The sequence below is a fragment of the Natronoarchaeum sp. GCM10025703 genome (assembly GCF_042661985.1).
Lineage (GTDB): Archaea > Halobacteriota > Halobacteria > Halobacteriales > Natronoarchaeaceae > Natranaeroarchaeum.
Genome location: NZ_JBHSZF010000003.1, coordinates 155271 through 179433, shown reverse-complemented (window position 1 = coordinate 179433; position 24163 = coordinate 155271). Strand labels below are relative to the sequence as shown.

Sequence of the window (24163 nt, the reverse complement as noted above, 5' to 3'; positions counted from 1 at the left end):
GAATATCTCCGAGAAAACCATCCCACCTGCTCGAGACGATGGTATTACGGACCCGAGCCAACGCGTTCTCGGGCTCGCCGACCTGATTCGCACCCATCTGCGAGGGTGCCATGCGCTTCATCCGCGTGTCCAGCAGGTGGTGCCAGTAGGGACAGTCGATTGGCTGCTGGAGACCATTGCCAAGCGACTTGATATTCGACCTGATACCTTGTCATATCAATATCCGCACTATCTCCTTGACTGTCGCGGGGCTGCCCCGGATAGGGCGAGCCTCCACGCCCCACAGTACCACATCCGGACGCTGGACGTCGTTCGGGAGCTTCGAGCGAACGATATTCTGACGACGGTCTGTCAGCGTGATGCCCCTTCCAGAAGCTGAGACGATCGCCGATGCTGTCGACGCGATGGAAGCTGACAACGACACCGTTTGTGGCGTCTTCACCCTCCGGGGAGAGCGCGGCCCCGAGCCAGCACTCGTCTTCCACGATAATACCGTCCGTTCGGATGGCCCGACGCGGGCGGAGCTCTTCGAACACTGTAGGATGCTGCGGACGGAGTTCGGGGTAAGCTATCGGCTGGTCGATAGCAGTACGTATCGGTCGGAGGTAGACGATGACTGACGTCCGGTAGATTCTTTCCTATTTCACACGCACCAAAAGAGAACCGTTCACGTAGCAGTTCTACGGTCGTGGGGCGTTTTCGTGGCGACTGTGTTCTTCGTCTTTCTGAAGACTGTTGTAGTAGTGCTTGAGGGTCTCCTGTGCATCGAACAGACCTGTCCCTTCAAGAACCTCTCGACCCTGATCGGTGAGGCCATAGAATTTTGAAGGCATGTCAGGGTCGTCGCTGGTGTCGTGGTTTTCGACGCGTTCGATGACACCGACATCGATGAGTTTCTCGAGGTGCTCGTGGATCGTTGTCCGTCCGAGACTCGGATTCATCAACTCCAGCTCTCGAAGCGACGGGAGTTCCTCTGGGTGGCTGAGGATGCCCTGGATGAGCGTGAATCGCGTCTTCTGCGTGGCCATATCCAGCATTTCACGCCGCGTATTTAGCCCCTCTTCAACCCCTGCATCGATATCGGCGTGTTCCGGGTCGGGATGGCTCATACGTCAGTATAGTATCTCCGTTCCGATAGGCGTTTCGGTGAAAACCGAAATACTACAGTGCGGGCGAAACCCCTCGTGTTCCTACGTTCTGGTCACACATTTTATATCCACTTCCGAGGAACCAGACAGCCATACGTGACCCCCACACCGACCGATATTCGTGGTGAACTCACAGAACAAGCTCAAGCCCACTACAAGGGCCTCGAATTCACCTATGAAGACTTCTGAAGCAATCCTGAATTCTGCCTCGGAACTGAATGAAATCCGGTCAACCGACGACTCATATTTCGTGTTAGGGAGCTATGATGATGCAGCTGAACAGCGGCGAAACTGTCCGAGATCAACTCGATAATCGACCTGGTGCACGTGCCGTGCTGATGAAAGATGTTGCTGAAGAGTGGGAACACTCCTACCCGAAATTCCGCTTGATCGCTGATTTCGCAACATACCTCGTTGGCGTTGCAGAACATCGTTGTGGTGGTTTTCTTGTCGAAATGGGGTACTTCACTGCGGTTGAGAAATACTTCCAGAAAACGTACGTCTGCAAGCTCTCTTACCCGAACGACAACATCAGAGACACCGACCATGAATATCCGTATAGCTGGATGCAGATCGGTATTTTCGATCTTCTCGCCGAAGAACAACGCCTGTTCGTCTGGAAGAACGAAGACGGTCTTGAACTCTGCATCACCAAAATTCCGTGAAGTACCACGGGCACGGTGGCCCGTGGCGTCCGGGTTTAGGCTGCACTGCACCAGCACCAGACTTTAATCCCCCTCGCACTCGCCTTACGGCTCGTGCCCGGCACGGGTAAACACCCGAAGCGAACGTTGCTCCGTGAGGGTCGGTCGCTCCACCACGACCCGACAACTCCCGTCTCACCGCCTCGTGACGGGTTTTGAGAGGAGCCGCATTTTCATGCCATCGGACGACCAGCAAAAGAATTGAGGTCTTCAATCCCATACTTTGCGTATCGTTTTCTGGTCGTTCTCGAACAAACGTGTATGAGATACTTAATCATTTGGACAATAGTTGACGCGCTTCACCCACGGGTGCGGTGACCCGTGGTACTCGCGCTGCTCTTTTTTATAGATTTTGTCATCCTCATCTACTGTTCACGCCGGGGAGGATGTCACGCCACACTGGACGTGCCGATTGAAGATGTCGTCAGACACCCCCAACGCTGGCAAGTAGTCCGAGAAGTACGATTATGACGAGCACGGCTGTACCGACGGTAAGCGGCGTGTTTTCCATCGCTTTCTCGTAGAACGGCATCGATGCGTACTGTTCGCGGAATTCGTCTCGGTTCGCCTCGTCGTAGAAGTACTTCGTTTTGAACGCGAAGCGCTCAGTTACCGCACACCCAGTACAGACCGGTGTTTCCTCCCGTCGCTCGGTTTTGATGTGCGAGTCACAGTTGATACTTCCGCAGTTCGCACAGTACGTGTAGGTGTTGTCGGTGCCTGCTGTGTCGCAGTGGACGCATTGATGGAGTTCGTCTTCGCTCGCTACGCGTGATGGTCCTGCTGCGAAATACTCGTACGGATACGAGTACTCCTGCAGGTCCGTCGTGTGCCGAACCTGCGGCAGGTACACCGGTTCGATTGACTGTACTGAAATATCGGAGCGATTCGGTTCACACGTTTTCGTGTACGTGACGTTGTTGTCTCCGGTATAGGAGACCGTCGTGGTGTGGTGGTCTCGGAGTCGTTGCACGGCCCAGTCTTTGTATTCGGTCTGGGTTTGCCCGAACCGCCGCTCATCAACTGCATCGAACAAACTATCGAACCGGTCCGCGTCGAGATCAACAGTCGCATGGAGGTTCTCCAACACCAGATTTGAGACGTCACCTGACGCAGCTTGGGGGCGTCCGCGGTCAGCGTGGACAACGAACCGAGATCGTTCGTCGATCCGGTGAACCACGCCAACCGACGTTTCAAAGACTGCGTTCGTATCCGCTGTCACAGCGACGACTGGTCGGAACGTAACGTTGGAATACGGCGCGGGAAGCTTCGATGACTGGATATTTTCGATGTCTTGGAATGCTTCTTTGACAGGCGCAGTCACCGATGTCGCTGAATCATACGGCCTGAGCGTTTCGTCGCACAGGATTTCGATTCGACCGTTGTAGAGGTCAAGTCCGATTTCGTCAGCGATTTCACGGAGGTCTTCACCGTCAATGAGTTCAATCGGATACGGGTCATCATTCCGCTGGAGTCGCTGGGCATACTCGATAGCCGGGGTAGTGAATCGACCAGTCGTGACCACCATCCCGCGCTTTGGCCCGTTGAACCCGAACGTCGCAATCGCCGAGTGAAGTTTCTGCACCACCGGTCGCCCGACAGTTCCTGTGTGCTTACACTCGACAACGATAGCCCGGCGAGTTCCATCGACGACCTTTTCCATGAGAATGTCACGTCCTTCGTCAGCCGTCCGCTCAGCTTGCCGAACGTTCTCGTAGCCAAGGTTCCGGAAGACATCCTCGATAACGTCCTCGAACTCGAATCCAGAGAGATCGTCCAGAACAGGCATTTTGCTGTTTTTTGATTATTGGTTGTCTGTCATATATTTGTTCCCTACGATTAGTGTTAGAGTACTCAGGACGGCGTGAGTAGGTCGTCGATGTCCGCTACAGTAAACAAGGACCACGAGTCATCGAGTTGTGCTTCGAGTCCGTCGACGAATCCGTTTTTCGAGAACAGGGCGAACTGCTCGTCTCGATCCGACGGTCCCCATCGGACGTGCTTTGCTTTTGCTCGCAGCCTCTCGACGAGATCTTCCCCGACCGGATCTGTCGTCCACTTACATTCGGCGAGGAGGACTCGGTCGTCGTTCGGTGCCAGCCCGACGATATCGATCTCCTCTTCTCCGTACCACCAGCGACCGACTTCGGAGTACGGTTCGAGTTCGCCGCGTCGAATCTCTTCCCAGACGGCTTCTTGGCACACGTCCTCGAACGTGGTTGCGACGTGCGTTGGGAGGTCCGGTTCAATCGTCCCGTCGTACACGATCTCTGGTGCTTCCTCGATACTTGATCGATGTGGCTCGACATACCGAAACCAGAACCGAAGGAACTCGTCCGCAACCCGGTACCGTGACCGCTTTGATTTCTTCCCCGAGGCCGTGATTGGGACATCTCGTTCGATGAGGCGGAGTCGGCGAAGTGTCTGTAGGTATTTCGAGAGCGGTCCCGAATCGATCCCCGTTGCGCCGGAGATCTCGTTCGGTGTCGTATGGCCCAATGCGACTGCTTCGAGGATGCTCATGTACCGGGCTGGGGTTCGGAGCTCGGTGCGCAGGAGGAACTCGGGTTCGTTATACAGTACCGCAGACGGTGACAGGACGTGTGATTGAATGTTCGCCGCGAGCGACTGGTCGTAGTCGAACAGGGTGAGGTACATCGGGGTGCCACCTGTGACGGCATACGAGCGAACCGCGTCCGCGATGTTGTATGAGATGACCGCTCGTGCCTGTTGAAAGGAGAACGGCGTTACGTCGAGTTGGGCTGTTCGTCGCCCGTATAGTGGACTCTCGTGACCCAGGATCTCTGACTCCATTGTGCTCACGCTCGACCCACAGAGCACCAGCATCGAGTCCGTTCCATCGAGCGCCTGGTCAACGAACGCTTGTACGTACGATGGAAGCGAGTCGTTCTCTTCGACGAGATACGGGAACTCGTCGATGACGACAACAAGGTCCTCTCGCTGGAGGTTTTCCCCGAGGTATTCGAACGCTTCGTCCCAACTGTCGATTCGAGGGACGCGCTCGTCGAAGTAGTCCGCAACTTGGTCGAGGAACTTCTCGCGCTGTCGATGCTCGGCTTCCTGCGCTGCAAGGAAGTAAATGTGGGGGCGGTCAGCACAGAATTCTTTGAGGAGTTCCGTTTTCCCGACCCGACGCCGGCCATAGACGACAACGAAGTCTGAACCGGGGGATTCTACCGCAGCGGTGAGTGTATCGAGTTCTTCCTCCCGGTCGTGGAAGGTCATACTTAGGATAATGATTACTGCGATAATGACTTAAGAATTCGGGTGGCCACCCCCACCGGAGTGATTCTTGCACGCGAACAAGACACCGAATCTGACGAGGGATGCAGGCGAGATGGGAACTAGATGTACGGGAAACTGTTTTCGCGTGGTGCCGGCTATTCACTCCTCAAACCCGGTACCGACGGTAAAGGAGGCCGGCGCGCAGGGCAGCTGGTTGTGCTGACACCACCGGCAGTGCTCACCCGAAGTGTACCGACTGAACGAGAACTCCGCAATATCGTTCATCGACGACGTCACGTCATCTCTGACTGCTTCCAGATCACCATCGCTGAACGTTCGGGATTCGACTTTCGGCCCGATGTCACCGACGTAGGCATATCCCGCGCGTGCAACAGGCTCATCGTACAGGTCACGGCACGCTAACAGGTAGATCGGGAGTTGCTTATCGTCCTCCAAGTCGCGGTGACGCTCGGTCGCCTTGTAGTCGATGACGACCAGTTCGTCGTCAGGCGTCCGGTAGACGGCGTCAATGTAGCCGACGAGTTCGTGCCCATCGATAGTGAGTTCGAACTCGCTCCGCGTCGATGATCTCGTAACTGGGGAGATCTAACTCGAAGTACCGGTCGATGCACTGTTTTGCCGCCGAGAGAGCGTCGTCAGCGCGGCGCTGACTGGCAAGTCGCTCGCAGATCTCGTACCACTCCTCACGACGTTTCACCCCTTGATTCGCGGCTTGCTCAGCGGTGTCGTGGAACAGCAATCCGATCTCACGTTGCGATACACCTCCCTTCGCATCGCTCGTGGCCGCGGTCTCCTGATAGTCGGGGAACGCGTTGACCACGTAGTCCAGATAATGACTCCGCGGGCATTCTTCATAGGCCGCCAGCGACGTGTAGCTGTGAGAGAGCGATGGCGACGGTGTCGACGGGCCAGTCAGCGACGCAACTTGGAGGATTTCCCGCTCGGCTCTCGGTGAGAGACTCCCATCGAGAGTGGCCGTTGCAAGGGTTAGCACGCGGTCGCGCGCAACCCCAACCGCGAGATCTTCCCCATCGTGCCTGACGGTACCGCCGATATTTCCGAGAGTCTCGCTGGCCAGCGTGTTCGTCCAGTCTACTGCGTCGTCCGGGAGACACTCTTGAACATCAGTCCAGAGCGGGAGCTGTCCTCGCTCTGGCTGCCATGGGATTCGAGATGGGAGAATCTCGCCGACCACTTCCGAAACCGAATCCTCGTCCGCAGCATCGTCGTCTTCCTCGCTGCCACCCTGCAGGACAAGGATGTCCTCGGCACGCGTGATTCCGACGTGGAACACGCGGCGTGTCTCACAGGCATCACGCTCGACGAAGTCCTGCGCGAACGCTGCTTCCGCGCCATCCGAGAGGCTGGTTTCGAGCGCGTCGTACGTACGTGAGCTCGGGGCCCATTCATCAGCCGTGACTTGTGGGATGAGGACGACCGGGAAGTCCAGGCCCTTGCTTTTGTGGATGGTCATCACGTTGACCGCGTCGTCGGCGACATCCGGCTGACTCGTGGGTGTGGTGCCACTCTCGTCGAACAGAGAGTCGTAGTGTTCGAGCGAGTCGATGAACTCCGGGGTAAGCGGCGGTTGGACGGCACTATCCCCATACTGTTCGATGACGTCCTCCAGTTGGGCGAGATCCCGGCGCTCTTGCTCGCTAAGATACCACTCGATGTTCGTGCGGTCCGTGAGTTCGCGGTACAGGTGACTGAGTGACGCTGAGTCGCGGAGTTCGAGTAGTTCCGTGGCGTGCTTGCGGACTTCTGCGACGCGGTCGGGCTCCTCGAACTCGTCGAGTGGCGTCTCCCGGAGTGTGTCCACGAGAGGCTCGTCGCCCGCGTTGAGCGTACGGAAGTCTGCGTCGCACAGACGGTACCGCATCAGGAGGACGCGGTTCCAGCTCACCTCGTCTTCCGGCCGTGCGAGCGCCTTCAGGTAGGCAGTGACGGTTCCGACGCCGACTGATTCCGTGGCCAAATCCCCAGCAACCTGATATGGGATGCCAGCGTCCTCGAATTCGTCGATGACAGGAGTCGCGTGGGCATGCTTCCGAACGAGTAACGCTATGTCGCCTGGATCGTACGTCTCATCGAGATTTTCTGCTGCACCGCTCAGTAAATTCTGTACGACGGTACGAAGTTGGGCTGCACCGTCCGAGTGGTCGTCTTCGTCCGGTAGTTCGACGGTAGCGACAGTGTCTCCGTCGTATGCGGGTTCGTCGACACGAGTGAGCGTCTTGTGCCGTTCACGGCGATCGAGTTTCTGAATCGCCTCGTTCGCAGATCGAGGATCGGCTGTCGGGAGCGGAAGTTCTCCTCCAGCGGTTCGTCCGTGAGCGCTGCGAACGCGCGGTCGAGTTCGTCGGTAATGTTGGCGACGTTCGCTCCGCGCCATTCGTAGATTGCCTGATCGTCGTCCCCGACGACGAACAGATTATCGTCGGTAACGAGTGACGTTACGAGGTCGAATTGGAGGCGATCGGTGTCCTGGAACTCGTCACAGAACACGTAGTCCCACCGGTCAGTGATTTCCTCGCCAATCGGAGAGTTCATCAGCGCAGCTGTCTCGACTACCAGGCCGTCGAAGTCAAGGAGATTGCGCTCGTCCAGCTCTCGCTCGTACGCCGCATACCCAGCCGTCAGGTCACGGGCAGTGAGACAGTCGGAAACGAACGAGTCGAGGTGGTCCGTGAGTTCAAGATCCAGATCGTCCGGGATCCCTTTCGGAGCACCGCTTGCGTACCCTCCGAACAGGTACTTCGGGAGTTTGTACGCGTTGTCTGGCAGGTCACGCTCGCCATCCTCGTGGGCCTCGAACACGGTTTCAAGCGCATCACACAGATCGACGAGCCGGTCGAGGAAATCCCGAGCACTGGCTTCGATCCCGTCCGTTCCCAATGCGTCGCGTTCCGCGGCGAGCTCATCGCGCACATCGGGAAGTGAGTCCAGCACGCTCGACACGGACCGGCCGCCGAGATGATCGCTGGCAATCGTTTCGATGCGCTCCGGGAGATCGGCGAGATCGTAGACGCGGTCGGTGGGCCCGAGGAACGCGTCGATGTCGTCTGGAGAGATGCCGCTGCGCTTCATCGACCCGATAAAGCTGAGCAGCTTCGACGCGGCTCCGGACGCGTACCCGTCGCTGCCGTACACGTTGGGTTTGACCGACCGGTACTCGATGTCGTCCAGAACATCCAGCACAATAGCGTACTTCTCGGCGTCGGTGACGACCTCGAAATCCGGGTCGATCCCGGCTTCGTAGGCGTAGTCAGTGAGGATCTCGTTACAGATCGAGTGGTACGTGTACGCGTCGATGTCGTACCCTGCTGTCCCGAGTTTCGCGTTGCTTCTCCCGCATCGAGTCCGCCGCGTTGTTCGTGAACGTCAACGCGAGAATCCGGTCCGGCGAGACGTCTTCCTCGTCGATGAGGTGCTCGATCTTTCGCACCATCGTGAACGTCTTCCCCGTCCCTGCACCGGCGAGGACACGCATCGGGTACGCGTCGGAGTTGATAATCGACTTCTGTTGGGGCTCCGGTGAGATGTCTGCTTCCGGCACCGGGAACCAGGACGGGTACTCGGACTCGTCGCTCATCGTTGCACCTCCGTGGACAGTCGGTCAGCACACATTTCTCGATAGTCGCAGTCCGGGCACGCCTCCTCAGTAATAAGGTCGAGCGGTTCCGGCTCGTACGTCTCGCCCGTGATGCCGTCGTGGGCGGCACGGATGAGCGCCCAGATCGTATCATAGTGCTCCTCGTAGATTTCCGTGGTTTCCCGAGGCCAGCCACGCGCGGACACGTCGTATCCGCTCGGGGTGCTCTCGAACGACGTGCTGTTGAGGATCCCGTAAAAACTGAACCGAACCGCCATCCCGTCCTCGTAGAACGGTTCGTTCTTCACGCCTTCGACGTATGTCGCCGTCTGGAACGCGTTCCGGACCCGCTTCGGTTCGTGGGCCTCTCCGTCGAGATGGTCGCTAATGTACTCGGCCGTTCCCGACGAAAGAACTCCGTCCGTGTTTCGCTTGTAGTCGAAGATGTGCAGCCCGTCGTCAGTCCGGATGACGTTGTCAGCTTTCCCGTGGAGTTCTCGACCATCCACTTCGCACTCCACCCAACATTCCGTGGCGACCGAGTAGCGAGCGTGCTCGATCCCGTCGCCGCCGTCCGGATCGAAGAATGACGCGATGGCAGCGCGGTTCTCAGCTCGTTGGTACTCCTGATGCGCAGCGGATTCGTAGTCGTCCGGGGTACTGTGTTCGTCCCACTTCGCATCGAAGACCTGCATCGCCCGGTTGTGTATCGTCTCCGGGTCGTCATCGCGGTCAGTCGCATCACACACGTCCTCGATAGTCTCGTGGTAGATCGTTCCTTGGTTGAGATACAGTTCTGTACGGTCCGGCGCGTTCACGTCTTGCGTGTAGCGGTAGTCGTACAGCCGCGGGCACGTCGCGTAGTTCGCTAACCGCGACGGGGAGAGCGACGAACTCATCGCCGAACCTCCCCGTTAGCGAATTCGACACGTGCACGCAACGCTTCTCGGAGCTCGTCTCCTCGGGAGCCGCTCTGGTCGAGCAGGTCCTGAATCTCTCCGAGTTCCGCTTCGACCTCGTCAAGCGATACCGTCACGTCCTGACTGTTCGCGCGGCGCACCTCCGCGAGCGCGTCGTCAACCCGCGACAGCAAGTACTGCTCCGCCGCTTGCTCACTCGTAATGTGTGGCTCAGCGGCCTCGGTCACCCACGGAAGCTCCTCATACGCTGCTGTGAGGAACCGCGATGCCTGCGTACGCTCTTCGAGCGCCGTGTCTTCGTACTCGTAGAGACAACAGTAGAGCCGCTCTGTCGCCGCGCCAGCACCGACAGCCAACCGTCGCCGCGCGTGCTCCGTGTGGTACTGCGCGAACGGTCGGCCTGACGCTGTCGACGTCGTCGGGAACGTCGCATCCACATCCGCTCCATCCAGTTCCGTCACACCCGGATAGTCCGGCATCGACGCGACCCGCTCGCTCGGGAACAACCGTGTCAAGAACGGGTCACCTGGGTACTCACTGTCGACGAGATTTACGAGAAAGACCGCGCGAAAGGCCTCGTTCTTAATCGCTTGCAAGTGATCGACTCGGACGCCGCCGTCAAGGTCCGTCGCGCTAGTCTGATTCTGCTGCGGTGCGTATTCGTGGGCGCGTTCGAGCATCTCCTTGTAGGATTCCCACGTCGCATCTACGAACGCGGTCTCTTCGAGGAACTCGGCCATGCGGAACGCCCGTCGGACGTTCCCGAACTGCGCCCGTGCATCCAACGGGGCCGCCCGCTCTGCGATCCGCTCTTTTAACCCGGAGTCCGTTGCCCACCAGCGAATCGCGTCTTCGAGGCTCTCTGCCTCGCTGACACGGTCTAAGCGGTCCGTATCGAGCTCCGGGCTGTGGTTGGGTACATCACCTTCATCGTCAGCGAGATGCCGAACGGCCGCGAGGAGTTCCCGAATCGCGGGGTCGTCACCGAACCCGGTGACGGTTGTCGATTCCGTTGGAATCCCGGTGCCTTCGAGCGCTTCGATAATGTCTGTAACAGCGCTCCCGCTTTGCTTCGTGGCGACAGCGATGTCGTCGTACCCCCAGTCCGGCTGCGCGACGAGTGCTTCAATCTCGTTCGCAATCTCAGCGAGTTGTTCGTCACTGGAGTCTGTAGCGAGGACGGACACCGACCCGGATTCTGGATCTTCCGGGACCGTTTCGTCGGCGAAATAGGCTGCCGTCGCGGCTGGTCGCGTCGACGGCGTCCCCGATGCCCCACGTCGGGATTCACTGAACGAGACGTAGTCCGTGACTGGCCCGGTCTCGACCCAGGTGCGGCGCACACTCGCGTGCTCTTCAGCGACACAGACGAGCTCGCAGTCTCCCGCAAGCGCGTCGAGGTACGCGCGATCAAGCGGGAAGAACTCCTCAAACTCGACTGCGAGCACCGCGTCGAAATCAACGACCTCGTCGCGGGCATCCCCGGTGAGGACATCGAGCGCTTCCGAGATGAGTTGCCCGCGCTCCATGTGCCCGTGCTCGGCGAGCCACTCGTGGAACGCGTCAAGCGCAGTCGTGATGTCTCGGAGTTCCGGAGTATCGTCGGGCCTGACTGTCTGCCAGGAGATCGTGCCCATCACGGCATCCACGTCCTCGATGAACGACGGCTGTGCAGACGCCCGTTGGAGGTACTCCGTGTCCCACTCGTAGTCTTCGAGGAACCGGTACAGGAGTTCCCGTCGTAGGGCGTCGGAGAGAATGACGCGGTCATCGGTCTGGTTGAGGACATCGGTCGCGTGCACCACTGACGACGTCACGTACGGCGTCGCCGCGCCCGGCAGTTCCTCACCTAACGCTTCACGGAACGTGTCTGCGCTCGTCGGCGCACCGGTGATGACGAGCACATCCTCAGAATCGTGCTCGTCGAGAAGCATTCGGTATTCGTTTCGCGCTGTCCGTTCGACGTTTTCGCCCCCGAACGGTACCGTGACTAACGTCTCGTCGAACTGCCGGTGAGATGAGTGATCAGACATGTCTATTACCCTCGGACGAGCCGCGTGACCCGAGACAGCACACCGGTGTCGTCAGCGGCTGTCTCGGTATCGCGTCGTGCATCTTCAATCACACTGGGCTCATCAATCCAATTCTGGAACCTGGTTGCGCTTTCAAACTGGACCGCCGGCCCGTAAATACCCGCCCGGATATGGGCTGGCGTTGCCTTCTGGAACTCCCAGCATTGCTGCTGGTCCAGATGTGCCGAGAAATCAGCGACGATCCGTCCATCGTCCTTGAAATCCAGTTCACATAGCCCGTCGGACAGCGCACTGATCCACTTCCGACGTCCCGGATCGTGCTCCTGCTCGGCGGGTGTCTCCAGCGGCACGTACTCTGGCGGTTCCTTCTCGGCATACGCGTACAGCTCCGCGAATACGTCCCGAGCATCCGCGAGCCGATCCGACTGGTCTGGAAGCGAGATATCCCGCTGCAAGAACAGGTGGGCGAACCACGGGAACAGGTTACAACTGTCTGCCTGCCCCGCGATCTGCGCGGCGGCTTCGCGTTCGTCCTTCTTCAGTTCGGAGAAGTTGACGTTGAAATCCAGCGTCTTCATGCGAGTACGCAATTCGGACTTGGGTTTCGTCGAATCGTTCGAGGAGAAGATGAATGTCGGCATCTGGATGGTGCCGTCCCACTTACCTTCCCAGTATGACTTAATGATGTCCCGGTCTATCTTCGACTTCGCTACGTCGTCTACAATATACGGGAAAACGGTGTCTGACGCCCGAGCACGCTCGATATTGTTCTTAACGAAGTCACCACCGGTTGTGACTTCCTGTACGTATCCATTCGAGATGAGTCGCGCCCCGAACCGCAGGAACATACCTTTCCCGCTGTCGTTGTCACCGTGGAGGAATAGGAACGGCAGGTCCTTGTCCAGCTCTGCGGACTCGTATTCGGCGTAGTGATGGGCGCAGTAGTTAGCGAACGGAGCCCAGCAGAAGTAGATAATTCCCTCGTAGAAATGTGCCCGCGTCTCCTTCGTCGTTCGCGTGTCCCCGAACTCGCCGACAGTTTCAACGTAGTCTTGAATCAGGTCGAGTGCGTCAGCGACTTCCTGCGGATCGTCCGGCAGTGGTGCTGTTAGTTCAAGGATGGAGTCGTCAATCCGCAATCCGACATTTTTCTCGTCTCTATCGACGTTGAGGTCAGGATACCCTGTGAAGGTCTCTTTGTACCGCGCGATACCGGCTGGCGTCGCCACGATTTCACCGTCGTTGATCCGGATGTTATTGGCAGATAGCGTGTCGTCCAGATTCGAGATAGCGTCTTCGAGGCCCTGCGGGGAGAGACGGACACGCTTGTCCGGGCTAATCTCGGTCGGATCGGTGTCCGTATCTTCAGCGGCGAACACCGCTTTCTCTGCTTCTTCGGCGTCGGTGACGACGTTGTACGTGTTGACTTGGTCGTCGTCAACTGCTTCGTCGAGCCGTGCGTTCAGCTCGGCGACCGGGTCATCACTGAACTCGTCGCCGCCCAGCCAGATATCGTAGATTTTTGCCTCTTCCTCTGCCGTTTCAGCGTCCTCGATCTCTTCAGTGAGGTCCTCCATGAACGGCGTCGCGTAGTCCTTGTGGAACGCATAGAGCCGTTCGAACCACTCGTCGACGGGCGTGTCTCCATCGGTACGCCACGCGATGTTGACGTTGGTTTGTTTGCTCCCCTGCCAGGCCTGCTTGGAGAGATTCGCAGACCCACAGATGAGTGTACGTGACCCGTCCTGGTTCTCGACGATGTAGAGTTTCGTGTGAAGCAGAACGCGTGCGGAATCGACGGTGTGGATGAGCAGATCACCGTCTTGGCGCAGCGATTCCAGTTGCGCGGCGATTTTCTTCGCGTTGTTCGTGTTTTTCAGCGACCGCCGGTAATCGTCGTGCTGGTTGTCCCCGACGATGACCTCCAGCGAGTCCACTGCGAGATCCTGGTTCTGAAACATCTTGTAGATGAACGCGGGGGACTGACTGTACGTGACGCAGTAAACGTGCTGGGCATCACCGAAGTAGTTCAGGAAGCTATCCCATGATTTGTCGGCAGCCATCTCTAAGTCGGCGGTGCTACCGTCATCGAACTCGACTGTTGCTTCGAATTCTGTCTTGGTCATGCGAGGATCACCGGTGTGTTGACGGGTGCGTGAGTGGTTGCGCGGGGCTGTGCTGGTGCATGGTCAGATATACGGGACACCGCGGATGACGCTCCCCTTGGTGAGGTAGCCCTTCATGGCGAAGTCGGCGCACTTGTCGGCGTAGTACGTGGTGATGGGGAGCCGGGTGGACCGGCTCAGCGAACCGACGTGTGCTTCCGACAGCCAGTAGGTTTGCTCCGCGAGCGTGTCGAGATCTGTCGACCCGTGGCGTTTCACGATCTGCAACGGCCGCGGCGTGCCGGGGCTGCCCTCCTTCCCGCCGGTTGTGGTCAGGTAGGAGTGCTCGCCGTTGTGGACGTGGAAGGCGATGCCTTTGTCTGCGATATCGAACCGTGAATTCGATTCATCGTACGCTGCGATTCGGGGTTCCCGGATTTCCGGACCTCGACGAGGGCGAACCGTTTGATGAGATCGCGGGCTTTGTCGAGACGGTTGATGAGGTTCTCGACGTCCAGGTAGAACTTCCCGTCACGATGAATCACGACGTGCCGCGGAGGCCGGCCTTCCTCTTCGGCGAAGATTTCGAGGACGTGTTTGATGACGTTCGCCACGTCGTCCTCACCGAACGTCTCACCAGCCTGCTTCGTGACCGCCTCTGACGCGAGGATCGTTCCGTCAGCCATGATGACGTTCGCGGCCGCACCGAGGTGTTGCTTGGTCGCGTGGTCGTACGTCACGTCAAGCCCGACGAACGCGTCAACGTCCCCAGGGACGTCGTCGATACGCCACGGCACACCGCCCGCTTTCCCGATAAGCGACGAGCAGATGTTCCCACGGTAGTTGTCGTTACCGAGATTGTCGACGGAGATCATCTGACTCGGCACCCCGAGTTGTCCGAGCCGCCGCTTGAACTCGGGATACGGGTCGTCGTAGTCCGCCGCTGCGGCCTCGTCTGCATCCGGGACGACGATCAGCGCCGCATCGTAGTCACTCGCTTTCTGCGCGTGTTGGGAGTAGTGGAATTCCGAGCCGAGTTCGTAGGTCTCCTGATCGAACGCCGTTGGACCCGCATCGTAGTCTGCGAGCTTGTTGAGCAGCGTGAGCACGTACGGCCGTGCGTCGCTCTCCTCATCTTCTGGGTACAGCGCGATGATGTCGAACGACTCAGGAGCCTTGTACACGCCGTACTCCTTCCGCTCCAGCCCGCCAGCCCCGTAGTACCCCGTATTTCCACCTCCGAACCGCAGGTTCGGGGTGTTCGGTGTCTTGTGCTCCCGGTACCCGGCGTTCGTGGGCTGTGGGACGGGGTCAAAGCTGAAGTACGGCGTCGGACCGAGCAAATCCACGAACGACGTGACGACGTTGAACCGTTCTTCGGGCTTCATCCGGCTCTCGTTGTGAATGACATCCAAGAACGTGTCATCGACACGGCCCAACTGCTCGAACGTCGGGATGACCTTACAGTACTCCAAGAGCTGCGGGAAGATCGAATCATCACCGCTCCCGTACTGCAGATCAGCGATGATCGGGTCACCAGCCCGCATCGAGTCGATGACGTCCTGCTCGACGTGCTTCTCGTGGTACTCCGACATCGGGACGCCCGGCCCATCCAGCACATCATCGTAGTCCATATCGATGACCTCCTTGACCGTTGCCGTGCGAGCACTGTCGTACAGGTCAGTGTCGTGCTCGACGGTCACCTCGGCGATGTCGTGTCCACGCTCAACCCACTCGGCAGCGGAGAACGTCGATTCCAAGTGGTACGCGACGTTCACGCCACAAATCACGGTCCCGTCAGCATCAACACGAATCCGGCACTTATACTTCCGATATGCTCTGAACAACCCGCTGTTCGCGGTTCGCTGCGGGGTGGGCTCGATGATCGAATCGATTCCCGACACCTCGAAGCGACCAGCAACAGCACGCTTCACGTCCTGCTTGACGAACTCTTGGAGCGGTCCGTCGTCTGTGTACGAGCGCGCCTCCAGGGTCGTCTCACCTTGGTGGATGGGTTCGATGGTGTACCCGTGGATCGAGATCGTGCTGTGGATCTTTTCGGTCGCGTAGATACGCCGCCGGGACGCATCAGCTGTCGTGACTGGACTGTTACTCCGGGACTGGTAGTAGTTCGCTGCTTTCGCCGTGAACCCCTCGATCCCGTTCGTGAAGTCATCCGGGTTGAGCCCGCCGCTTCCGGTTGCGCGGAGTTCATATTCGTGGACGGTGAGTTCCGGCAGGTCCCCGAGGTCGAACTGCAGCAGGTAGTTCCCCTCCGACAACGGCTGTTGGTGTAACAGTTCACCGCCACCATCTGCCGTCGGCCGTGGCTCGTTCGTCACTTCACTCCCCCGCACGAACTCCGACTCATCGCTTGAATCTGCCTCCGATGAAGATTCGCCAGCGTCCGCAGCCGATGTATTCTCCGCCCCGCCGCTCTCGGCTTCGGCAGGTGGCTCGTCGAGCGGCGTGACGATCAGGTCATACCCCGGGTTGAGTTGCATCTCGCCGCGGTATTCGTTCCCGACCACGTTCTCCAGCACGTACCAGCGTCCGACCTCCCACTCGAAATCCGCGATCTCGTTATTGTGGAACACGGTCAGTTCCACTGGCGTTCCTTCGACGTCCACCAACTGAATTTTCCGAGCGATGGCGTCGTGGTCCCACTCGTCAGTCCCTGTGACGCGCAGTGAGATATCGATCTGTTCCCCATCCTCGATGTCGTCCTTCACTGCCATCTGTACCGACCAACGGACTCCCAGAATAAATAGATTTCCACTAGACGAATCTGAAACACGAAAACTGAGTTTTAGGCGAAACACAACAACACAACTGCCCTACAAACGATTTGGAGGACGCTGCGGGGATAGCACCGGACAACGACGAGGTCGAGAATCTGCCTCACAAACTCAGCGAACAGAGGTTTTATGATAGAATTGAAAATAGGTACATCAGGATGCGTGAATATTTGTACTAGCGCAGAATAATCTGCCCTATGCTCGGGACAGGGACCGCAGAAGAATTCATCGACGACGCCGAACATCATAACCAGTGGTGGAGTAACGGCACTTCCCCGGAACTATCGCAGGCCGCAGACCTCACCCCACGCTCTGATTTCCACCGCGTCCTCAAGGGAACAAACACCCACTACACTGACGGTGTCGAGAGTCTCGTCTACGCAATTCACGGCCAAACCGGCATCGGGAAAACCACGCTTCTCCACCAACTCATCGCAGCTCTCCTCGACACAACAGACTTCCCACACCAAAACCAAGACCTCGAACTCACCTCCGCACTCTCCCCCAGACAAATCCTCTATCTCCCCTTAGAAGACTCTCTGTATCAGCTGGAACGCCCAGGCGACGACATCAAACGCCTCAACCAGGTCATCGACTACTTCCAGACCCACGTCGCACCCCGTCAAGGACAAAATTCATTCTCCTCGACGACGTCCAAGCCCTTGACCTCGACGAGAACCGCAAAGCAGAGCTACTCGACCTGATCGACGACAATACGTACGTATTCCTAACCGGCAACGTCCGCGCGCAGGTCAACCTCTCTACCGTCGAAACCGCCGACACCATCGATGAATTCGAAGGCCCATGGCCCATCCTCCCGATGAAATTCATCGACACCGTCCAAACCGGCGAAGGCCCAGGCGTCACATTCACTGAAGAATTCCGAACCCAACTCGAACAATACCAATCACCCGACTTAGACGGCCCATCACCGATCAAAACAATCTGAACCGGACTTTCCGGAACTAATTCGGAAACCAGTCTCGACACAGCTGTTGAGACACTCTCAGAACTCTGCTTCGACATCTTCGACGCGGACGACCGAAACAACCTCCACGACGCCGCGCGCACATACCTCCGAACAGGCGGCACCCTCCACCAAACAGACGACCCGTCAATCCGGAACGACCTCTCAAAATCCCACTTCCTCCTCTTCCTCTACAAAGAACTCGCCAAGCACCGATCCATCCAACAACCCGGAAACCTCCACCGACTCAGTTCCATCGCCGCCACCAACGCCGGTGAAGAACTCCAGTACACCGATCTCAGCGACCAAATCGGCGTCGACAGGCGAACCGTCGACAACTACCTCGACGTACTCGACGAAGGCATCGCCGTCACCGAATCCCACGACTACACCCTGCGACGCTACCGCCGCACCCGCTTGTACCTCCGCAACCCACGCCACCTCGTCCTCCTCTCCCAACGCCAGGAACACCACGGCTCTGAAGCGTACGAACAACAAGACACACTCAACCACGAATTCGAATACAAACTCGCCCGCACCGTCGCCTTCGACCACGCCAAACGCCTCGCCTTCAACGTCGGAGCATACGACGTCGAATACACCGAAACCGAATCCGGCCTCGTTGACTACATCCTCCACCGCAACGGACACGTCCTCCCCTTCATCCTCTCCTACCACCCACACACTGGCAACGCCGAAACAATCGCCGAAGAATTCACCCCCGAATCAGGCCAGCACACCGAATCCGACAGTGAAGAACTCCAAGAGTTCGACTACCAAGCACCGTACCGGTTCGTCATCACCGACAGCTTGCCAAAGGAAGCCAAAGAAGACGAATCCCTGATCATCGAGAAAGACGAGACCAGTATCTGCTATCTCCCGTTCTGGTTGTTCTTACTGATCTGCTGAGAAAGCCTCTGCCGTCTATGTCGACGGCCTATTCCGTATGCGAGTCGTGCTCCAAAGCCCTCTTAGAGGGTGTATTCGTTCCAGCATCGCAGTTTGTCGGCAAAGCGCCTATACCTCCACGTTGAGTTGTCCGGGGATGATGGAATGACTGAGACAGATGACTTGCGGCGGGAGTTGAAGACGTTCACACGCCGATGGGAGCAACTCACTGCGGTTCCCGAGACACCTCGGTCACTGATGGATGTGATCGAGTACTCGTTAGGAACACAACGGAAGGCCGAGGTGTACATCAACCGGCTCTTCGCATATTTCCTCAACCCAGAGCAGCCACACCGGATGAACTCGGAATTTCTCCGCGTATTTCTCAATGGCCTACCCGACACGTGTGGGTTCGAGGAGGATATCCACGATCTCTCAGACGTCGTTGTCGACGATCAAGTACGGCTCACTGAGCAGGCCGACGGAGAAACAGTATCGTCAGGATTCGTCGACCTGGCAATTCAAGTACCGAACGAATGGTTCCTTCTGGTTGAACTCAAATTCTCTGCTGAGGACACGCAAACGGAGTTCTATCGACAGGACGTCACGCACATCGACGGTGTTCCGAAGGACGACTACGAGTCTGGCGCGTACTATCTCTATCTACATCAAGGGGACCGACCAGACGCGAACGATCCAGAATTCAGTAACTGGACGTGGACAGCCTTCGTCGAAACCGTCCTGACCGACTTTATTGTCGATAACGCACCCCGGTACCCACAACGAACAGTCGTACAGCTTCACGAATTCGCTGACGATATTCGATCCATCACAGGTATGTCAGACCCCACCGACAACGTTGACGAGAAGATCGAACTGTATCTCGACCACTACGAGGCCATCGCTGACGTAACGGCCACATTCGAGAACCAGTGGGAGACGTTCTCTCATAACTGGCCCTCTCGCCTTTCTGACCGCCTCGTAACCGCCGATCAAGGATCGATCCGCTCGGAGAGCGACTACCACGTATTATTCGAGTGTTCTGAACGACGCTGTCGGGGACTGGTGGTTCCGCTCAACGAGTTCCGATTGGGGGATGATCTTCAAACACGGCTGGTGGCGACACACCGATGACCTCTCAGACGTGCTCCACGAGCGACCCGACAATCGGAACGATGCCAGAATCGGATTCCACCACCGCCTCGAAAACGACCGTGAGCAAGCCCTCCGAGACAACACGCTCACACTGTATTTCCGAAACATGGGGGCTAATGATCAACCGTTCATCGATGCTGTTTCTGACCACTTCGATGCGCAAGCCGATGCTATCGAGGCCACGCTGCCGGATACTGCCAGTCTCACCGGAAACAAACGCAATATGATCTCAGCAGAGTACGATATCACCCCCGACAAGTATGATGACTTTTTCGCGGCCTATATCGCGGCCCTCGAAGAAGGATTCACTGACCTCGTCGTTAACAACCCCAAACTAATCGCTATCCTCGACGACATCTACACTGACGCCGTCGCGGAGGTCTACGACACCCAGATCACAATGAACCCCCAACAAAACTGAGTTCCGAAGCTCGTGTCATGCAGGCTTACAACACCGCTCCTGGTGATTCCGGATACTGAATGATTTTCACGTCTTCGTCGCGGTTAGCGGGTGTTTCGCGCGCTAACTCGTCGACGAACAGCAGCCCCTTGACATCGACTGACTCCAGTAGATCTTCTGCGGACTCAACGTACTCGTCAGTCCCCGACTGTTTGACAAACGCCATGTACTCCAGTAGTTCCCGGAGCCCAGTTGCGACATAGTCGGTATTCTGCGTGTACTTCACTTCACCAAGGAACACTTGTTCAAGTTCCGTCCCACCAGCCTCTGTCTCTCGGTATCTCTCTAAAACGATATCAGGACGGCCGCCCCACAGTGAATCACTGCCGCCACGCCCAAGCAGATCCTCAGAGATCGTTTGCCACCGGGAGAGCACCTCGTTCATACGGTACAAGTACCCGTCAGGCTCGATATCTTCAGAGCCAATTGATTCACTGAAGGACAGCCTTTCACCGGTCGCATCGTGAGACAAGACGAATCGTGACCCGTCCTGTTCCCACGTAGCGATCGTCGACGGACTATCTCGACTGTCAGTCAACACCCGATACTCCACGCCCTCGTACGAATCAAGTACGCGGAACACCCAGTACAGTTCCGAACAGCGTGTCCGTGTTCGCTGGCGCAATGAGTGTGTGATTCAAGATATCGCGCGCTTCGGTACTGTCCAACTCGTGGTTCATCAACTGCCGATACCGATCCAGCAAGACCGCTGCATCCTGATAGAACTGCGAACGCGAGCGCTTGACTGACTCGATGGTCCTGTCTGTGATATCAGTATCAGCGACGTTGATCCGCTGCAGGTAGATGTTCTGCTCGTAAATCCGGTCAAGCATCTCCGCTGCTGACTCTACACCCCGACCACTTCCACCTGTGTGCGGCATCACCCATTCGTTCAGCCAGTCATACCCTCCGGGTTGTCCAGCGCGTACGCAAGGTCATCCGTAACGATCTCGTGAATAATCGTCAGTAACCGTTTCAGCACGAGATTCTCGTCGATGTTATAGTGCTCTTCAGGCTGCATACACACAAACAGCGGCTCATCCAGCCGACCAGCGCGCGCCCGTGTCTTCACCGTTCCCTGCCAGTCGATCTGTCCGCGGATCTCACCACGGTACTGGAACGACTCCGGAGCGGTTGTCGTCTTCATCTGCCGAATCCGATCCTCCAATTGCCGCATAAAATCCAGGACACCGACTTCCGAGCTGTCGTCTTCAGCATCGGTCAAGACGAAGTGAATCCGAAGCAGCGTTTCGATGTCGTCAATATCCAGATCCGCGTGCGCCGACCCGATGACTCGATCGAATCGAACGCCTTTCCGGAGATACGTCTGAAAATCGTCGGCAATCTCTCCCAACAACGCCTCTTCAGTCGTCTTCGCCATCTTCAGTTACTCTCCCCCACCCGGCTGCAGGTCAATCTGGAAGAAATCACGCGCGACTGTCCACAACTCACCAGTCTCGTCGTCAACAATCTCGTCAAGCGCCCCGATCAGCTGCTCTAACTCGTTTCGCCGCAGCCCCTCCAACTGCGGAAACACGTACATAATGATCGGCGAAACATAATCCGCGGTATCCGTTGAGGAAGCAGCTGCAACGTGTTCATAAATGTCTTCAACGATAGCTGGCCCGATGGCTCGCTGTTCATTAACCGCTCGCCAAATACGCCCGACCGTCTCGTAGTGCTGGTCTGCTTCCGGCACGCCACCGTTTGCCGCCCAGACTGCGACATAGTCCGCGACAAGTGATTCGAGTGCAGAATCATCACCATCCTCACGGGCAGGCAAATCAGGAATCCCGACCGGGACGAACGCCCAGCGCCGCATAAACGCGTAACTCATCTCGTACAGCGACGTCTTATCGAGCGTGTTCATCGTCGCCAGCATCCGCCAGTCCTCAGGGATGAAAAACCGGTTCTGCCCAATCTCCTCGTGGCTGCGGGACGCGTCGAGGATCTCAATCGGATCCCCGTCAGCGTCATCGAACGGTAACGTGACGCTCTCTCCCGTCAACGCCGAGAACAACGACCCGAACGCCTTATCGATATCTGCCCGGTTGAGTTCGTCGATGACCAACCACTCATTCGCTGGTGTCCCGTCGCCATCTGCCTGGAACCGGTCCAACACAACACCCGGCTCGAATTCCAGCGTATTCTGCGTGGTCGTTTGATACCCGCCGACCGTGTCGAACGTCGACCAATCAGCCGACGCTGTCACGAGCTCGTATGTATCTTCCCCGACTGTCGCCTCACACACCTGACGTGCCAGCTTTGTCTTCCCCGTTCCCGGCGGGCCAAACAACAAAACGTGATTCCCGTTTGCCAACGCTTGCTCCACCCGTGACTGAATTCGATCCCATTCCTCCTCCGGGAAATGCAAGTGCTCCTGCTCAACCGCAATCTCCGAATCCGGGACCGAAAGCTCCGAAGCGAAGTCATCAAACCGCGTCATCTCGCATAACTCCAGAATCCGCTCGTACTCACCCTCTGTGAGTTGCGTGATGACGAAGCTGTTGTCAGATTCAACGAGTCGGCTGCCATCTAACTCCGCGTCTGACTTCACATCCCGCCAACTTGCTCCATCTAATGACTCCTCCCATTGGAGCGTGATGCCTTCCACGGGTTCCGAATAACCTGACGTGGAAGCCTCCTCGTGTAATCCACGCACAACATGCGCTCGCCCGACAACCTCCTTCACCGGCGCAATCTGATATATTAATACCTGATCCCCTGGCATCGCCTCCTGATACGCCTCCAGATTCCGTCGCGTTTCACCGGCTGAATTTGTCACCTGGTAAAACGACTCACCGCCCTCTTGATGCCAGTCAGTGGCCTCAGCATTCACCCAGAAGTACTGCGTTTCCCCTTCCGGCTCCGGTGGTTCTATTGCTGCTGCGTCCAAAAGATATGCACCAGCTTCCGGTGTGAGGTGGCAAAGATACGCCTGCAGCACCTTCCCAGCGTCGTTCAATGGGTACCCAGCTTTCTCCTGCCGGACCTCCGGATCAAGCAGCCCGTCCCGAATTTCGTCTGCGGCACTGGATCACTTAACCGCTCTGTCGACAGATCGACGAAGAAGTGCTGTTCACCGTCGAATTCATCCTGATACGCTTCCGCCTCAACGACTGAACACGCACGGATCTCCTGATTCGCGTAATGGAAAACGACATCCCCCGGATCCAAAACTGTAAGATCGCGTTGCCACTTCGTATCCGTTGACCGAAGATACTCCCCGTCTAATTCTTCATCGTGCGTTTGATTTACCCAATAAAAATCGATGTCGTCCTCAACGTCAGGTAATGCATCGGGTTCGACTGCGTCAGGAGCGAGAAGATCGCTCCAACTCCAAATCATCGTTTGGACGTGTAGCATCGACGGGTCCTCCACCCGCCCTTCAAGCCGCGTTAACAGTTGCGCACACGCCTCGTTTAATTCCTGATACTGACGCGCATCGAACCCTTGATTCACCTTGTAGTCCGCGAACTCACCGAAGAAATCCCGCATCTGCGTCCACTTGTAGTGAACATACTGATCCGGATGGACAAACATCAGAAGACACCCACCGAGTCCAAGCAGCGAACCAGGCGCACTCCCAGCTTCCACATCCGCGTAAAACTCCCGAAACCGGTCTAATCGCTCTACGAGATCTTCAGTCGGATCAAAGAAAAACGAAAGCGTATCTGCAGTTGCTTCGGCGTCCGTTTCAGAAACCTCTTTGAACTCATGCCACGCTACACCGCCATTCTGCCCACCACCTAACATATACGCCGGAATTTTCGTGTCGATACTCACCTGCTCATCAAGCACTTCAAGCAGCACCGGAACATCACTCGGCGATAACTCCGTCACCTCCGTGTCCGCTAAGAATTCTGCTTCCAAATGCCGCTGATAATCCCATTTCCACGTTTCCCACCCAACAGGCGACGCCGCACCTTCCTCATACCCACCAGCATCCCACACCTCAACAAACCGATCAACAATATCATCGATTCCGTTAAACACAATCTCAGAAGACGATTCACTCATTCACCAATACTGTCTCATCTACTCGCTTAAACGTACTCCAACGAATATGCCACATACACCGAAACAGTAGTTTCCCGACTTTGACCCAGCTCCCTGTGAGTGA

The 24163-nt window shown here is 57.3% G+C and carries 19 protein-coding genes and 1 pseudogene; 6 read left to right on the top strand and 14 right to left on the bottom strand.

The features are described 5' to 3' along the window. Positions 1-359: 359 nt before the first annotated feature. A complete protein-coding gene (locus ACFQH2_RS19855; protein ID WP_377077269.1) occupies positions 360-620 on the top strand; it encodes a hypothetical protein in 261 nt (86 codons plus the stop codon). Between the two features lie 60 nt (positions 621-680). On the opposite strand, the gene ACFQH2_RS19850 is transcribed toward ACFQH2_RS19855, so the two are convergent. Further along, complete coding sequence (locus ACFQH2_RS19850; RefSeq protein ID WP_377050981.1) at positions 681-1109, bottom strand: PadR family transcriptional regulator; 429 nt, start codon at positions 1107-1109, stop codon at positions 681-683. Positions 1110-1411: 302 nt separating this feature from the next. Between ACFQH2_RS19850 and ACFQH2_RS19845 the strand changes: the two genes are divergently transcribed. Next, positions 1412-1813: a hypothetical protein gene (locus ACFQH2_RS19845; protein ID WP_377077267.1), complete on the top strand. Its 402-nt coding sequence runs from the start codon at positions 1412-1414 to the stop codon at positions 1811-1813. Positions 1814-2276: 463 nt separating this feature from the next. Here ACFQH2_RS19845 and ACFQH2_RS19840 read toward each other — a convergent pair whose 3' ends face one another. The 8 genes and pseudogenes from ACFQH2_RS19840 to ACFQH2_RS19805 form a co-directional block, all read right to left on the bottom strand. Further along, positions 2277-3641, bottom strand: a complete 1365-nt coding sequence (locus ACFQH2_RS19840) for a restriction endonuclease (RefSeq protein WP_377050985.1) — start codon at positions 3639-3641, stop codon at positions 2277-2279. Positions 3642-3706: 65 nt separating this feature from the next. After that, the gene (locus ACFQH2_RS19835) at positions 3707-5098 is read right to left on the bottom strand and encodes an ATP-binding protein (protein WP_377050987.1); all 1392 of its coding nucleotides are present in this window, start codon (positions 5096-5098) and stop codon (positions 3707-3709) included. Between the two features lie 159 nt (positions 5099-5257). Continuing rightward, a pseudogene (locus ACFQH2_RS19830) lies at positions 5258-8714 on the bottom strand (ATP-dependent helicase). Continuing rightward, complete coding sequence (locus ACFQH2_RS19825) at positions 8711-9613, bottom strand: RecB family exonuclease (protein ID WP_377050991.1); 903 nt, start codon at positions 9611-9613, stop codon at positions 8711-8713. Before ACFQH2_RS19825 ends, ACFQH2_RS19830 begins: the two are co-directional and overlap by 4 nt. Continuing rightward, the gene (locus ACFQH2_RS19820) at positions 9610-11667 is read right to left on the bottom strand and encodes a DNA helicase UvrD (RefSeq protein ID WP_377050993.1); all 2058 of its coding nucleotides are present in this window, start codon (positions 11665-11667) and stop codon (positions 9610-9612) included. The genes ACFQH2_RS19825 and ACFQH2_RS19820 overlap by 4 nt, the downstream gene beginning before the upstream one ends. A 5-nt stretch (positions 11668-11672) precedes the next feature. Then, on the bottom strand, positions 11673-13793 hold the full coding sequence (locus ACFQH2_RS19815; protein ID WP_377050995.1) for a phospholipase D-like domain-containing protein: 2121 nt from the start codon (positions 13791-13793) through the stop codon (positions 11673-11675). 63 nt (positions 13794-13856) lie between these two features. Further along, positions 13857-14051 (bottom strand): hypothetical protein, encoded by a 195-nt coding sequence (locus tag ACFQH2_RS19810; RefSeq protein ID WP_338739057.1) that lies wholly within the window; start codon positions 14049-14051, stop codon positions 13857-13859. Between the two features lie 53 nt (positions 14052-14104). Beyond that, positions 14105-16510, bottom strand: a complete 2406-nt coding sequence (locus ACFQH2_RS19805; RefSeq protein ID WP_377077265.1) for a Piwi domain-containing protein — start codon at positions 16508-16510, stop codon at positions 14105-14107. A 257-nt stretch (positions 16511-16767) separates the two neighbouring features. Between ACFQH2_RS19805 and ACFQH2_RS19800 the strand changes: the two genes are divergently transcribed. The 4 genes from ACFQH2_RS19800 to ACFQH2_RS19785 all read left to right on the top strand — a co-directional run bounded on the left by ACFQH2_RS19800 (position 16768) and on the right by ACFQH2_RS19785 (position 20001). After that, positions 16768-17274, top strand: coding sequence for a hypothetical protein (locus tag ACFQH2_RS19800; protein WP_377077155.1), 507 nt, complete (start codon positions 16768-16770; stop codon positions 17272-17274). 320 nt (positions 17275-17594) lie between these two features. Then, positions 17595-18446 carry a DUF4143 domain-containing protein gene (locus tag ACFQH2_RS19795; protein ID WP_377077270.1) on the top strand — a complete coding sequence of 284 codons (852 nt, stop codon included), beginning with the start codon at positions 17595-17597 and terminating at the stop codon, positions 18444-18446. 144 nt (positions 18447-18590) lie between these two features. Next, positions 18591-19559 (top strand): PD-(D/E)XK nuclease family protein, encoded by a 969-nt coding sequence (locus ACFQH2_RS19790; RefSeq protein WP_377077153.1) that lies wholly within the window; start codon positions 18591-18593, stop codon positions 19557-19559. Further along, on the top strand, positions 19522-20001 hold the full coding sequence (locus tag ACFQH2_RS19785; protein WP_377077151.1) for a hypothetical protein: 480 nt from the start codon (positions 19522-19524) through the stop codon (positions 19999-20001). The genes ACFQH2_RS19790 and ACFQH2_RS19785 overlap by 38 nt, the downstream gene beginning before the upstream one ends. Positions 20002-20026: 25 nt before the next feature. On the opposite strand, the gene ACFQH2_RS19780 is transcribed toward ACFQH2_RS19785, so the two are convergent. The 5 genes from ACFQH2_RS19780 to ACFQH2_RS19760 form a co-directional block, all read right to left on the bottom strand. Further along, entirely contained in the window at positions 20027-20425 is a 399-nt protein-coding gene (locus tag ACFQH2_RS19780) for a hypothetical protein (RefSeq protein ID WP_377077263.1), read from the bottom strand. Between the two features lie 181 nt (positions 20426-20606). After that, on the bottom strand, positions 20607-20873 hold the full coding sequence (locus ACFQH2_RS19775; protein WP_377077261.1) for a hypothetical protein: 267 nt from the start codon (positions 20871-20873) through the stop codon (positions 20607-20609). A gap of 59 nt (positions 20874-20932) precedes the next feature. After that, complete coding sequence (locus tag ACFQH2_RS19770) at positions 20933-21421, bottom strand: hypothetical protein (protein WP_377077259.1); 489 nt, start codon at positions 21419-21421, stop codon at positions 20933-20935. Positions 21422-21427: 6 nt separating this feature from the next. Then, complete coding sequence (locus ACFQH2_RS19765) at positions 21428-22987, bottom strand: AAA family ATPase (protein ID WP_377077144.1); 1560 nt, start codon at positions 22985-22987, stop codon at positions 21428-21430. A gap of 14 nt (positions 22988-23001) precedes the next feature. Further along, positions 23002-24060 carry a hypothetical protein gene (locus tag ACFQH2_RS19760; RefSeq protein ID WP_377077257.1) on the bottom strand — a complete coding sequence of 353 codons (1059 nt, stop codon included), beginning with the start codon at positions 24058-24060 and terminating at the stop codon, positions 23002-23004. Between the last annotated feature and the right edge of the window lie 103 nt (positions 24061-24163).